11 protein-coding genes and 1 pseudogene are annotated in these 15107 nt (G+C 34.4%); 7 read left to right on the top strand and 5 right to left on the bottom strand.

The annotated features are described in order from the left end of the window. Positions 1-620: L-rhamnose/proton symporter RhaT (locus M2326_RS08105; protein ID WP_319800829.1), on the top strand; the 620-nt coding region annotated here is incomplete at its 5' end. Positions 621-1477: 857 nt separating this feature from the next. On the opposite strand, the gene M2326_RS08110 is transcribed toward M2326_RS08105, so the two are convergent. Then, a complete protein-coding gene (locus tag M2326_RS08110; protein ID WP_264619062.1) occupies positions 1478-2653 on the bottom strand; it encodes a hypothetical protein in 1176 nt (391 codons plus the stop codon). A 329-nt stretch (positions 2654-2982) separates the two neighbouring features. On the opposite strand from M2326_RS08110, the gene M2326_RS08115 reads away from it, so the two are divergent. The 3 genes from M2326_RS08115 (at position 2983) to M2326_RS08125 (ending at position 5543) form a co-directional block, all read left to right on the top strand. Beyond that, entirely contained in the window at positions 2983-3873 is an 891-nt protein-coding gene (locus M2326_RS08115; protein ID WP_264619063.1) for a glycoside hydrolase family 3 protein, read from the top strand. Positions 3874-3948: 75 nt separating this feature from the next. Next, positions 3949-4716: a glycoside hydrolase family 3 protein gene (locus M2326_RS08120; RefSeq protein ID WP_264619064.1), complete on the top strand. Its 768-nt coding sequence runs from the start codon at positions 3949-3951 to the stop codon at positions 4714-4716. Beyond that, positions 4713-5543: a fibronectin type III-like domain-contianing protein gene (locus M2326_RS08125; protein ID WP_264619065.1), complete on the top strand. Its 831-nt coding sequence runs from the start codon at positions 4713-4715 to the stop codon at positions 5541-5543. The genes M2326_RS08120 and M2326_RS08125 overlap by 4 nt, the downstream gene beginning before the upstream one ends. Positions 5544-5579: 36 nt before the next feature. Here the strand turns inward: M2326_RS08125 and M2326_RS08130 are convergent, their stop codons facing one another. Beyond that, positions 5580-6506 (bottom strand): hypothetical protein, encoded by a 927-nt coding sequence (locus M2326_RS08130; protein ID WP_264619066.1) that lies wholly within the window; start codon positions 6504-6506, stop codon positions 5580-5582. 537 nt (positions 6507-7043) lie between these two features. Here M2326_RS08130 and M2326_RS08135 point away from each other — a divergent pair. Beyond that, positions 7044-9038: a right-handed parallel beta-helix repeat-containing protein gene (locus M2326_RS08135; protein WP_264619067.1), complete on the top strand. Its 1995-nt coding sequence runs from the start codon at positions 7044-7046 to the stop codon at positions 9036-9038. A 342-nt stretch (positions 9039-9380) separates the two neighbouring features. Here M2326_RS08135 and M2326_RS08140 read toward each other — a convergent pair whose 3' ends face one another. Beyond that, on the bottom strand, positions 9381-10487 hold the full coding sequence (locus tag M2326_RS08140; RefSeq protein ID WP_264619068.1) for a right-handed parallel beta-helix repeat-containing protein: 1107 nt from the start codon (positions 10485-10487) through the stop codon (positions 9381-9383). 191 nt (positions 10488-10678) lie between these two features. After that, a complete protein-coding gene (locus M2326_RS08145) occupies positions 10679-11014 on the bottom strand; it encodes a hypothetical protein (RefSeq protein WP_264619069.1) in 336 nt (111 codons plus the stop codon). Positions 11015-11198: 184 nt separating this feature from the next. Between M2326_RS08145 and M2326_RS17590 the strand changes: the two genes are divergently transcribed. Both M2326_RS17590 and M2326_RS08150 read left to right on the top strand, forming a co-directional pair. Beyond that, positions 11199-11345: a T9SS type A sorting domain-containing protein gene (locus tag M2326_RS17590; protein ID WP_413603265.1), complete on the top strand. Its 147-nt coding sequence runs from the start codon at positions 11199-11201 to the stop codon at positions 11343-11345. A 537-nt stretch (positions 11346-11882) separates the two neighbouring features. After that, positions 11883-12356 (top strand): annotated as a pseudogene (locus tag M2326_RS08150) (helix-turn-helix domain-containing protein); the annotation flags it as partial. A gap of 190 nt (positions 12357-12546) precedes the next feature. On the opposite strand, the gene M2326_RS08155 reads toward M2326_RS08150, so the two are convergent. Next, positions 12547-15078, bottom strand: a complete 2532-nt coding sequence (locus M2326_RS08155; protein WP_264619070.1) for a glycoside hydrolase family 2 protein — start codon at positions 15076-15078, stop codon at positions 12547-12549. Positions 15079-15107: the final 29 nt, after the last annotated feature.

Below are 15107 nucleotides of genomic sequence, written 5' to 3' on the forward strand. Positions count from 1 at the left end.
TTATTGTCGGTTTATTCATTGTTTTGATTGGAATTTTCGCCAACGGAAAAGCAGGATACGCCAGAGAAAGCGCTGAGAAAAAAGAAGAGAGTACCGATTCTAAATCAATGACGACCGGAATCCTTATCGCCGTTATTGGTGGTTTATTGGCAACTGGTTTCAGCTATGCCAATGCAGTGGGTCGCCCGTACTTACATGATGCTTGCCAAGCGCAAGGAAACGCCGATTGGATTACAGCCGTAGCCGTTATGTTCCCAATCTTCATCAGTGGTGGTTTGGTTATGACTGCTTATTTTGTATGGCAACTGTCTGCCAAAAAAGCTTGGAACGACTTCAAAACGCCATCTTTTAGCAAAAACTTTTTCTTGATTTTGGTAATGGCCGTTTTTCATTACGCAGCTTCTGCTTTGTTTGCTTTCGCAGCTTTCAAACTTGGAAATAGCGGAAATACGGTTGGTTATGCTATTTTCAATACTTCTTGTGTGGTGACCGCCATAACTAGTGGAATTGTAACCAAAGAATGGATTAACGCCTCTGCCAAAGCTAGAAATTTTCTTTACCTAGGACTAGCGTGCATGGTTGTCGGTATTTTGTTTGTCGCTTTTGGAAACGGAGCTTAACAAGAAGCTAATCTTTATAAATCGAACCCGTTTAATTCTTTTTAAACGGGTTTTTTGTTTTTAAACAATATCTAAATTTTAGTGCTTTTTCAGGAGCAGAAAAATTCGTCCTTTTTGTGAATTCGGTTCCTGTTCTACGCTATATTTTTGCTTTTTTAAAGAAAAAAAGCAAAGGATGCCGCTGCGACCAGAGCTAAGAGGAAATACCATACTTTTATGTTTTTTTTTTGCATAAACTATCAAAAATTACCTTTAATACTTCCTTTGGCTAATTCGATTAGGACGGTTTTCCACAACTACAAACAATTGAAAAAAGTAATTACTATGTAAAATTTACAACAATAAAAATCAAGACGTTATTACATGTAATAATTATAAAATACTACTCCAAATATAAAGTCATAACAGTCAAAAAAAGTAAACATAATGTGATTGGTCATGACCGATTAATAAGGAAACAGAGATCTAGCATTACATGGAAGTACGATTTTAAAGGCAACCGAAACATGTTAAATATAGTAAGAGAATTACCCCTAAACCAATTTTTACCTAAAACAAAACTGCGCAGCTACACGCTTTTAATCATTACCGGAAGCTATACAGCTGAAATACGTATTTTAGATACTCAGGAAGATGGTAATCGTTGCGTGAAAAAAGAAAAGTATTTCAGAAACTTATTTAAGTCGAAAAAATGGTTTAAACCGGAACTAACCTGATGCGAATTTAAAATAGCCGTCAAAGGAAAAAACTTTGGGAAGAAGCTTCTGCACTTAAAATCAAAGCTAGTAGCATGTAAAACACTGAATAACAATTGATTTCTTCAGACAGTTAAAAAAAATTCAACGAAACGCAAAGATTTAATTCAAAACCTCAAGCGCTACCATTTTACAACTTACATCGATACGTTGCAATCCGCTGACTTCAAACAAGGCGTTAAAATATTTGGTGTCATTTCCTAACAGTTTTTGAAAATTATCTAAATATTCTTTGTCTGTGAATTGCTTAACCGTAGCCATCACACCAATATCATTATTGGACACAAAATATAGAGCCGTTTTTCCTTTGCTCAAACTAGTACGCGAAACCATCGCATACTCTTTTTTGTTGTTTTTACTTTGTGGTGTATCATATAAAGTGGTCTTTCCGTTTGCACTATATTCAAAGCCATCATTAAATATTTTGAAAGCTTTACTGTCTTTCAAAAAGAAAGTCTTAGACATGTTCATGGTTTTGAACTGGCCAATAAACAAGATGTTATTTTGAGTAATATCGTCATAATTGAGCTCGCTTTCTAGCTTTAGATCAAAATCTCTTTTATAGTCCGAAAACCAGTTTGCAATAGATTTAATACAATAGGGTGCCATTTTGGACATCAAAGTGTAATCCGTCATTTGCAGGTTATTGTTTGGTGTTGTAGTTGTATACTCAACAAACTCATTTGCGTTATTTATATTGGCGTAGATTACACCATGGACCCTACCATCGCTAAGCTTTTCATGCACTACATACTGATCTGAAACTATCACCAAGTTTTTTGCATTCGACTCAAAATAAGGCTCCCAAAGAGAGGCGGGTTTATTAGCGAAATAAAATCCTGCTCTTATTATTATTCCAATTATAATTATTGCTAGTCCGACCAGTTTGAGGTATTGAAGCGAAATGGTAACGGTACCTTTAGATGTCTTTTTTTGTTTCGAAAATGTTTCTTGACTAATGAAATTTAAATTGTACTGTCCTTTGTTTATTTTAAAAATAATGGATTCATCAGCTCCTTCTTTGGAATAAAATTCGTCTAATTTTTTTCGTAAATTATATACATACGAACGAACAGTACTATCATTTTTGTCAAGACTATAATTTTTCGAAAAAAGATCCAAACCAATTGTAAACTCTTTTACATCTTCGTTAATAAGTGCTTTTTCGACCAAATAATTCAAAAGCCTTGTGTACACAGAAGAATTGACAAACAGAGAATGTTTTCCTATTCTCTCCAAGGCATCTTGTATAGCTGTTTTTTCTTTTTCGGACATCATAAGGTCAAAAATAAGGTTTTTTTAGAAAGAAAGGAAGCCTACATCTTGAAGTCTATAGTCATTTGAATTAACACTCTGTTTATTAATGATTTAAGCTATCATTTTAACGGTTAAAGTTACAGTGATTGCAACAGTTTTTGAGTTGTTTTATGATATTCAATCAAAATGGAACGACTATCCTTGTAGTGAAATAACTAAAACATACCAACCATGAATTTCAACTATTATAGTCTAATCAGTTTACAATTTAGCGTTGTAGCTAAAAGGCAATAACTTTCAAATTAAATGGACTAGATTACAAACCAATCAAAAAATCACATAAATAAATTATGAATCAACTAAGCAAAATTATTGTTGCGCTTTTCCTCTTTTCTGCTGGAAGCAATGCGCAAACTTGGAAAAATCCAAATGCTCCTACTGAAGATAGAGTCAAAGATTTATTATCCAAAATGACTCTCGAAGAAAAAATTAGTCAATGCAGTTCTGATATTCCCGCTATAGAACGATTGGGTATCCCTGCTTATATCTGGTATGGCGAAGCATTGCACGGTGTTATTGCATGGAATTGCACGTCTTTTCCGCAAAACATTGCCATGGGTGCCACTTGGAATCCAAACTTGATGTTTGATGTGGCTACCGCTATTTCAAACGAAGCACGTGCTTTAAAAAATGCAGGACAAAAAGAGGTAATGATGTTTTCGCCAACGGTAAATTTAGGAAGAGATCCTAGATGGGGACGCAACGAAGAATGTTATAGCGAAGATCCGTTTTTAATGTCTGAAATGGCTCGAATGTACATTAGAGGAATGCAAGGAAATGACAAAAAATACCTAAAAACAGTAACTACGGTCAAACACTTTATTGCAAATAATGTTGAAAAAAACAGAGAGCGTATTCAATCTAATATCAGCGAAAAAGATTTGAGAGAATTCTATATGCCTGCCTATAGAACCTGTATTGCCGATGAAGAAGCTGGTGGAATTATGTCAGCACTAAATGGGTTGAATGGAGTGCCTAGTTCTGGAAGTAAATGGTTATTAACTGATGTTTTAAGAAATGAATGGGGATTTAAAGGCTATGTAGTGGCCGATTGGAATGCGGCTTCGGGTATGTTCAACAATCAAAAATATGTTAAATCATTTCCTGAGGCATCCGCTTTATCTATAAAATCGGGTACCGATCAGGAATGTTTTCGACCTAAGGCATCACTAATGGTATAACATTTAAAACCTGCAATTGAGCAAGGGTTACTTACAGAGGCTGAACTTGATGTATCTGTAGCTCGACTTTTGAGAATGCGTTTTTTAACCGGTGATTTTGATAAACCAGAACTAAATCCATATTCAAAAATACCGCAATCTGTTTTAGAAAGCGACACGCATAAAAAATTGGCACTCAAAGCAGCAGAGCAAGCCATTGTTTTATTAAAAAATGACAATATTTTACCCCTTAAAAAAGATGTAAAATCAATTGCTGTTTTAGGTCCATTTGCAAACCAAGCTTGGTTGGGAATTTATTCTGGATTTCCTAAAAGTAAAATCAGTCCGTTGGCTGGAATAAAAAATAGCACTACAGCACAAATTAATTATGCTGAAGGTTGCGGAATTATTGAACCATTTGATGAAGCAAAAATTAAAGAAGCAGTTGAAGCGGCCAAAAAATCTGAGGTTGCTATAATTTTTGTTGGAAATGATGAAAAAACATCCACCGAAAATACAGACCGTTTAACCTTAGCATTACCTGGTGCGCAACAAAGATTGATTGAAGCCGTTTTGAAAGTAAACAAAAATACAGTAGTTGTTTTGATTCCGAGTGGAGCTACCACGATTGGACCTTCTCAGAAAGAGGTTCCCGGAATAATTTGTGCGTGGCCAAACGGTCAAGAGCAAGGAACGGCAATTGCCAATGTACTTTGGGGAAAATACAATCCAGGTGGAAAATTAAACTCGACTTGGTACGAGTCGGATAATGATTTGCCAAACATACACGATTATGACCTTAGAAAAGGACGTACGTACATGTTTTCAAGAACAAGCCTTTATACCCATTTGGATATGGTTTGAGTTATACCTCTTTTGATATTAAAGATCTAAAATTAGATAAAAAAACGGTGGCTGTCAATGAAAGCGTTGCTGTTTCTGTAAGCGTAACCAATTCTGGGAAAATCGATGGTGATGAAGTTGTACAGCTGTATATCAGAGATTTAAGTAAAAATAAACTAGCACCAATAAAATCTTTAAAAGGATTTGAGAGAATCCATCTTAAAGCGGGAGAAACTAAAAATGCAACTTTAAATGTACCCTATGCAGCCTTCAATTACTACAATGTAGGCAACAAACGTTTTGAAGTAAGCGATGGAAAATTTGAAATCATGGTAGGTAATTCTTCTGAAAAGATTTTAGCTAAAGGAAAAGTAACACTAAAAGCTGGTGTGGTTCCAGAAGTAAATGTGGACAACAAATCGGCCTATTTTAATGCTAAAGATCCTAATAGATTCAAAACTTGGGATGCTATTTATGATGACAAAAGCTTCTTGAAAACAGCAAATCCTAAATCTAAAAAAGAGGATTCTGGAATAGAATTTAAAATGATTTTTACAGATCCTGGTTTTTATGTCAATACTTGGGATGCTGAGGTTAATATGAAATTAAAAACAAACGAAGCTACTTTGAAGTTAACAATGTTAGGAAACGAAATTGACACCTACGTAGTGAAAAAAGAAAATACTGAATTCCAAACTTTGGCTATAAAAATTCCAATTCCACCAGAGTACGGTAAAGAAGTAATCTTAAATGCCTTCATATTGCCATCAGAAATGGAAATAGAATCCATCAAAATTATACCTCCCGGAAACGCAAAACCTTACCGTGTATATTCAAAAGCAAAGTAATAGCAGTAAAATAAACTAATAAAAATGGTCGTATCTTTAAAAAGGTACGGCCATTTCTAGTTTTATATTAGTGTTGGTGCGGTTTTGTCCTTTGACTTTAAAAACAGCTGTAAAGTATTTTTTGCCTTTAAGGTAACGGTTCGAAAACACCTCCATATTTTCAGGATTGGTGAAATATTCCACTGTGGCACTTACACCAATATCATGTTGGGAGAAAAACACAAAATGTTCAGTGTTATTTGTAGTGGGATATTTTGAAACAATTGCATATTCGACCGTGTCTTTGAGCGAATTCAAATCAAACCGCTTGCTCCCCAAACTAGGATGATTGGAAAAGTACAAAACATCCTCTTTTAGTTTGAAATAAGGATTCGCTTCATTAAAAAACGGAATGAATGGGCTGTTATTTTTCGTTGGGCCTACATAAATGGAGTTCCCTTCCTTAATATCAACAATCGAACTTTGAGTGGTAAAACGAATGGTGAAGTCGTGATCGTAATTTCGATAAAAACGCTCCAACTGCTGGGTTGCCAAAACCCCCATTTTGGTGCTATACGAATAATCAGAAGGGGTGATTTGGTCTTTTAAGTTGGGATATTTATCAATAAGCTGATAAAATTCTTTTTGACTATTTATATCGAAATCTCTAGTCCAACCTTTTCCGTTTGTTATTGTGTTGCCTGTGATTCCAAAATGGTCACCTATAAACAAATTAGTAATCGTACTATTGTCTAAAAAAGATTTCCATAAATCAGGTTTTGAATTAGGGATTTTTGTTAGAACAAAAATAAAAAGAGCCAGAAATAAACCAATATAAGGAATCGCCACCGCCCAATTTATTTTGCGTTTTACTGCCGTTTCTTTTTTATAAAATCGAACTTGATATTGTCCTTTGTCAATAATTAAGTGATAAACTTCGTCTTTGCCTTCTGCTTCATAATAGCTTACTATTTTCTTTCGCAAGTTGTACACATTGACGCGTACACGTGGATTGGTTTTATCTGAGCTTTGTGAACCTCCAAAAAACTCAATATCGATAGTAGCTTCTTTAAGTGATGTTTCATTTTCAGTAGCCTCAAATAAATATTGAAGTAAAGCACTACTTGTAGGAGCATTTTTAAAGGTTTTACTTTGCTTTATTTGGTTAACAAGGTCTTGCTTTTGGTTTTTGGTTAAGCTTGTTTATTTCATTTAAATAACTGTATTTCAATGTTTTATTTACAACTTTAACCGTTATAGCTACTGTTAAAGAGTGGTTAAAGTTACATAAAGATTATTAATTAGATACATTTGAAGTATTCATATATAAATAATATTTCTTATTTGGAAGTCATTATAATTATTACCTTTCTAAAGGTTAATTAATTGGAACAAAGTTTCAATCTGGCGATACTATGGGAACACATCGAAATTCTGAAAACTATTGTGGTAATGATGATAATTCGATTATCCTAAACTTAACATTTGCATTTTAACTAAACCTCTTTTATATAATCCAAAATGAAAAAAACGTATCAAATCCTAATTTTGCTCCTTGTAATATCATGCAATGTTGTTGCAAAAGAATACCATGTAGATTGCACCAATACATCTCTTGGAAATGGTTCCGCATCAAATCCTTTTAAAACCATATCTCAGGCCACTTCTATTATGGTCAAGGGCGATGTTTGCTACATTCATAAGGGAACATATCGTGAAAATATTATACCTAAGAATTCAGGTTCTGCATCCAAACCAATTTTGCTTACCGCTTTCGAAAATGATATTGTCATTGTTTCGGCAACCGATCAGGTTTCGGGTTGGGAAAAATATTCTGGAAATATTTATAAAAAATCGGGTGTCAATTTAGGATTAGGAGATGGGAATAATGTCTTTTTTAATTCGAAAAAAATGCAATTGGCTCGTTGGCCAAATGATGCTGACAATGATGAATATACTTTGGATGCCAAATACATCGATATGACCAAAGGGACATATTCTATGTCTTATATTAGTAATAACGAAATTCCGAATATCGATTGGACTGGAGCAACCGTTCATTATTTAGGCGCTCATAGTGGTTGCAGTTGGGAACGTACCATTACAAACTATGACAAGGATTTGCATCGAATTCATTTTGAAACATTGCCATATGAATGGCCTTTTGGAGACACCCATAGTCCGATGCGTTTAGAGAATGGTCATCGAGGCATTTTTTATCTAATGAATAAATTAGAAGCGCTAGATGCACCAAAAGAATGGTATTATGACACCAAAAAAAAAGAACTCTACTTCTATGCTCCCGAAGGTAAAAATCCAAATAATGATTTGGTAGAAGTTACTGCTCGTTTAAATGTGGCCGAAATTAACAAAGATTACATTCATTTTAATAAGCTTAATTTTTTTGGCGGAATGATTACCATCAAAGGAAATCATAATGAAATAACCAACTGCATGGTCAAACACGGATCGGATAAATTGATTACCAATTTAACTGGTGCGGCATTAAGTGACGCAGCCATTCAAGTTTTAAACGGGTCTAATAATACCATTGAAAAATGTATTATAGAAAGTGGGACTTTGAACGGTATCATAATAAGTAAAGATGCAGAGGATAACAAAATCGAAAATAATATCATTCAATACTTCAATACTATTGGTATTCATGCGCAACTGCTGAATAGTAGCGGTGCAAGAAATAAAATTTTAAAAAACTCCTTCTATGGTTCCGCTCGTGATGGGGTAAAAGTTACGGGTGATGATAGCGAGTTTGGGTATAATCACGTTCAAAAAAGTTTGATTTCAGGAGCCGATGGAGGATTGTTTTATGTCACCGGAAGAAGTATTCCTGTAAATGTAGAGATACATCACAATTGGTTTCATGATGCGTATGGCGCAAAACATGCGGGCAAAAAAGCTGTAGGTATTTATCTTGACAACAATGCAGCGGGTTATGTTGTGCATCATAACGTAATTTGGGATATAGAATGGGGCGGCTTGCATTTGAATTGGAATGCCGTGAAAAATGAAATCTATAACAATACGTTTTGGAATGTAGGTCCGGCTGAACAAGCCCTAATTGATAGTTGGGTGCCCAAAAGAGACGGTGTCCAAACCAATGTAGCAGAGAATACCTTGTACAATAATATTTCGGATGTACGCCCGTGGTGGCATTCTGGTGATGGAACTAAATATAGAGTAGACGAAAAAGAGTTTGAAGGAACGGAAGCAGATAATGATTTCAAAAACAATGTTCAGTTTTCTACTTTGCCATTTTCTATCGAAAAGAGTTCTCTTTTTATGCCTTTAAAAGATTCTCCATTAATTGATAAAGCCAATAAAATTAAAAAAATAAAGGACGGATTTATAGGAACTGCACCAGATTTGGGTGCCTATGAATTTGGCGGAAAAGCATGGACTGCTGGAGTAGATTGGACTCCAGAAGATTTTGCTTGGATTCCAGGGAATGACTATAAAAAGTTAGAATTTATAAATAAAGCTAAATCGAAAAGGTAAAAACAATTTAAAAAATAAATGAAAAATATATTTTTAGTAGCAATTTTGTACTGTCCCCAAATAGTTAGACACTGTTTGGGGAAAATACAATGATTTTAAAAATATTAAAAACTGCTCTTATTGTCAAACCCGGTAAATCAAAAAAGTGAGAGCTTACAAACCTAGTTTAGTTGCTTCGAATAATAGTATCCAACCCTCTACAAATTAGTAGGAACTAGCTTCGCTCCCATTCTTAAAAACTGAAAAAACTGAGAATCGAAAAGACATAGAAAGTGATTAGAAAATCTAGCACGTATGCACACAGATCGCTAAAACATCTTTAGTAATTTTCATGAAGATTCATTATTTTATTTCTATCGCTCCCATATCTGGCAAACCGCTTATTTTATTACCTAATATATCTGTGCTTACTTTGAAACCACCTTTTATTCCATAAGTATCTGCAGGGATTAATTCGATATCGATACCTTTATTTTTGATTAAATCGCTATTTTTCGGAACATAATCTTCTTTGTTTAAACCTCCTTTATTGGCAAACTGAGCGTCTCCATACACTGGCGAATTATCGGTAATCATCACCTTAGATGCATCTGGCCAATTGTCTGCTTTTAGATATAAATTATTTTTGAATACCACATTTGGAATAGGACCACTTTCGGGTCTAAATTGTTTACGCTCATCAAAAGTGGCATGTCCTTCTAGGTAAAAGATATTATTGGCAATAAACACACCACTTACGGTTTTACTAAAACCAGCTTCGGGATCAATACCTTCCTTTACATAAATAGTATTGTTGTAGAGGTACGTATTAAAGGGTCCGACTGGTGTTTTTTTATCTCCCACATAACCATTCATTCCAATCATTGTTCCTGCTCCAAGAGTTTCCTTGGCTACTTTACGACGAGAACCATCATTTATACTCACATTATAACGGTAGGTACAATTGTAGTTGTTACCCAAAATTTCGATAAAACCACCTACGTTGTTTTCGCTAACATTGTACTGAATAATGACATTTTTGTTGTTAAAATCAATATGACAACCTGCAGAATCGCCAGGTCCATTAGCATTTCTAAAACTATTGTGTTCTATTAATGCATCCAAGCAGCCCCAAACCCAAAGTCCGCTACCTCGTCCCCATTTACGAGAATCATCAAAGCTTCCCGAATAATTGGTCTCATTGTTTGTAAATTCGATATTCTTAACCACAGAAGCTTGCATCGCAGGACCACCTGCGCGAAGCACTTTGTTATCAAAAACCTTGACATTTTGAATGTTTTTATTGTCTTGAGTACTCAAACCGTGGTTCCCTGTAAAACGTATTCCAGAATGCGAAACATTTTCAACCAAGCATTTGGAGATGCTGATGTTATTCAACATTGCTTTTACACGACTGTTTACCACTCGTACGCCCCAACCATAGTTTTGATTTCCGTTGCCTGTTAACACTTCTTCTTGTCCGCGATTAAAACCTTTTTCCTCAAAGTAAACATCATGAATGTAGAGATTTTCAATAGTAATATCTGTGTAATTCCCATCATTTTTGGTTGTTAATAAAATCGCACAACGCAGGTAACTTGTATTGGGAACATAATTTTCAACCCCACCACCATTGGCGGTAATTTCGATATCTTTTACAGTTATATAACTTCAATTAAAATCCCATTGAGTTTGCCTTTGGCATCAATAACGGGTTTCTGTGTTCCTTGTCCGTAACTACTTATTAGGATTGGTTTTCCTTCCTTCCCTGCAACAGCCGACAGTTCGACAGCACCATAAAAGACATCTCCTTTTTTCAATAGCACTTTGTCACCTGCTTTGAGGTTAATAGAAGCAACTTTACTCAAACTCTTTAATGGTTTTTCTACCGATTTTCCGTTGTTTGAATCGTTTCCGCTTGCGCTAAAATAATAGTCGGTTGCAAATGCATTTAGACTCAAAAAAGCGGCAATACAACTAAATGTGATTTTTTTCATTTTCTTTATTTTAACATAATTAATTAATTTACAAAATTCAACCACCGAATACAAAATTGCAATATAACCGACTAGATACAAAATAGACACCCATAAAAAAAGCGTACTAATAAACATAAAATTAGTTTCTCCAAACCCTGCTAAAGATTATATAACCATTACTGGAATATAAAAAGGAAATAAGATAACTTTAAGTGATGCTCTAGGAAGTAAAACATTAGAGTTAACCGCAACAAGTAGCGAGGGAACCTACCCTATCTCACAACTAAAAAAGGGAATTTATTTTATAATTGTTGAAAATCATAAACCTACAAAACTTATTATTCAATAAGCTACTTAAATAACTTAGTTAATTATCGAAAAGAGGCTGTCCCAAAATACATTTGAGGCAGCCTCTTTGTTTTTTATGAATTTTATTGAGTTCTATCAAAATTCAAAAATCTATTCGATCCTTGAGGAGTTTATTTATAGGAAATAGTCAAAAAACAGGTTTTTATGCTGCTTTTTTTCTAATTAATATTAATTGTTTAAGTACTTATTGTTTCTTTATTTATTATGAACGCGAATCAAGGGTTGAAATACCTCGTTGGGTTTAGGTTTTCATCCGTCTCTACGAGTGTTTTTTGATAGTAATGCGATAGCATTACTATCAAAAAATGTATCGAGAAGCTACAATAAATGAGGTTCTCGATACATTTTATTTAAAAAGCTATCGCATTTTTAATAAAAGACTCGAAAAGACGAATTCTTATCCTAAATAGGTAAATCAACCCTTGATTCGCATTATGAATACAAATGTATCAAACCAATTAAAATTCTGATATAAAAAATGGTTTTTAAAGTAACTCAAAAGAATTACTTTCAATCAATTAAAAAAAAGTATATACTGAAGCATAGAGAAGAATTGAGAAGACGTTTTAATCGTGATATCACTTTACAACCAAATGAAGTGACCATCACATCATCAGACGAAAACTTTTTGAAACAAGCGATTGATATTGTAGAAAAACACATGATGGACACCGAGTTTAGTGTAGAAATGTTGGTAAAAGAAATGAACATCAACCGAAGCAATTTATACTTAAAAATCAAGGAGTTAACAGGTTTATCTTCAAGTGAATTTATTCGAAATATTCGTTTAAAAAGAGCCGTACAGCTGTTCGAAAAAAGCGATTATTCTGTAAAAGAAATCATGTACATGACTGGTTTTAACACTGCCTCGTATTTTTCTAAATGATTTAAGAAACAGTTTGGGGTTATCCCGAGTAAATACATTAGACTAAATGATGCTGAAAAAGGAAACGACGATGAAGAACAAGACGAACTTAAATCGGAAGATTAATAAGTTATAAATAAAGTAAAAGCGGCTATTAAAATTGAATTTAATAGCCGCTTTTTTATTTTAATAGACTTCTATACAAATCAAAATCTTACATTTAAATTTATTTATTTTAAAATTTTATAAAAACAAAATTATTAAATACTAAAAAGGCTATCAAATTGGAAAGCCTTTTTAGTATTTGGATTTTAATTTAAAAACCTTTGGCTTTTGGAGTTTGTATTCCACTTTCGTAGCGTATAGTATTGTCGCTGTCCAATTCTTTGAAATAATGGTAATAGGAACCATAACCACCATTTTTATTTTCTAAATCCAAACGCTCCTGTTTCCATTCTTTAAAACGTTTTGAAGCGGCTGCCTGATCTCCAATCAAAAAGAAATAATCATTTTTTGAAATGACGTTTCCACCTTTATCCGTAAGTTCTAAATTTACAAAAAACTTAGATTTTACAGTTTTCAACACTTTTTCATCAATTGCAAAAAATGATTTAGCACTATTTTCATCAATTGCATTTACAGCAAAATTCTTGTTTAGAACGATGTTTCCAGAATCATCCTTCACTTCAAATTTAACTTTGCAATCTTTGTATGATTTATAGAAATCATTGATAATCCAAATATTTCCTTTAAAAGCTTCGTTGTTTGACCAACGACGTTTGGTAAATTCAAAATTAACCAACAGTGGCTGATATGCTTTTTGTACAAAATAGTACGAATTTTTTGGCTTGCGATAATTATCTACAATTCCCCATTTCATATCGGGACCGTAAGTGATGTAATGACAAAGTGCGATACCACTCAAACTAGGTTTATCACGACGGAAATGTTCAATACCATTTTGAAAAATAATCCCTTGGGCATCTTGAGTGGCATTTACAAATTCTTCTAGAGAACCTTTCATTTCGCTACCAAAAACATCCCAGTTTTGCATACGCAAACGAGTCAAATCTGCCCAATGATGTCCCCAACTCAATCCTGGAGGCCACATTTCATTTTCTGGAATAAATTTCTTCAAACTTTCAACCGAAGGAACCGAAGTAATTGCAAATTCTGGTACGATTGGAAAACCATCCGCTTTGGTTTGCAACCAATCTTCATGTAACCACTCTCCCATATCATAAAAATATCGCAAGGCATGAATCGCTTCTTTTGGTTTGAAACCTGCAGCCTGACCAACAGGATCGGTCATTGGTGAATCTGGAACATACGGCAAATCTACATGCGCTTTTAAGGAATCACCCAAACGTTCCAAGAAATCACGCCCAAATTTTGGATCACGAGTTCTAAACATCATTTCCTCTCCGCCTTCCATCATAATCAACGAAGGATGGTTTCTACGATCCACTACAACTTTGACACCTTCATTAAATATTTTAACTAAATTTTTCTCATCTGATGGTATATTTCCTGTACCCAACGGAATAATATCCTGCCAAACCGTCATCCCCATTTCGTCGCAATATTGATAAAATTCTGGAACTTCGGGAGGGTGCCATCCAAAAATACGAATGTTATTCATATTCATTTCTTTGGCCAAACGAATCAATTCTTTGTAGTCACTTTTTTCAGTACGTCCCACAAAAATATTTGGTGGTCCACCCCAACAAGCAGAACGAATAAAATGGAATTTTCCGTTGATATAAGTAGACCTAGGAAAAGTCACATCAACATCTTTCTTGAAACCAGGATTCCACTTTGAGGTCACTTCACGTATTCCAAAAGTAGTTTCTTTTACATCTTGATTTGCATTTCCATCTTTGATAGAAATCTTGGATTGGTATAAATTTTGGTCACCTAAATCCCATGGCCACCATAATTTTGGGTCTTTAATATGTACATTTTGACTCAGCTTGTGAACTCCCGGTGCGATGGTCTTTTTGAAATCAAATCTCATTTCATTCATTTTGAAGTTCTTCCCATTTAGAGAACCTTCAAATGTAATTTCTTTGGCTTGACTAGTAGTGTTTTCAACAGTTAATTCCATATTGACGTCAGCAGAACCATTTTTATTTAGTTTTGTATGAGCATAAACATCCGTAAAACGAACTTTTCCAGTACGTACCATTTTCACAGGTCCTACAATTCCGATTGGAGTAATATCTCTCCAGTAATCACCAAACCATGGTGTCTTTTTACCTGCTACAAAAGCATTTACTTGAGGTGGAGTATCAAGCTTTACTACTAACATGTTTCTCCCTTTAAGAAAATCCCATTTGTGAATTCTCAAGTATTCATTTACATTGAATGAAAAACGTGAAAATACTCCTTCATGTTTACCTAAATAATGGCCGTTTAACCATACTTCACAACCGTAATCGACACTTTCAAAAACTATATCAACCACTTGGTTTTCTACGCCCTCGGTAACGCTAAATTGCAACGCGTACCACCACTCATATTGCTGTACCCATTGTGCTTTGACGCTATTACGACCAAAATGTGGATCATCTATGACCCCTGCTTTCCACAAATCGGTGTAAACATCACCAGGAACTTTTGCATTATTCCATACCAAGGTTTCGATATCCTCTGCTGGTAGTTTATGCAGACCTTTTTTTACCCCTTCACCCGGAAGCATCATTTTAAATCGCCATCTCATTCCGTTCAAATCGGTAACCTGCTCATTTGTTTTCTCCAAAGATAGAGTCGTGTTAGGCTGGGCTACTGTAAGAGTAACGGAGCCTAGAGCAACAAAAATTGCAAAAAGCTTTCTAATGTTTTTCATACAATATAGTTTTAGTTGATTAAATAAAG

Origin of the sequence: Flavobacterium psychraerolatum, assembly GCF_025960985.1 — a bacterium.
Lineage (GTDB): Bacteria > Bacteroidota > Bacteroidia > Flavobacteriales > Flavobacteriaceae > Flavobacterium.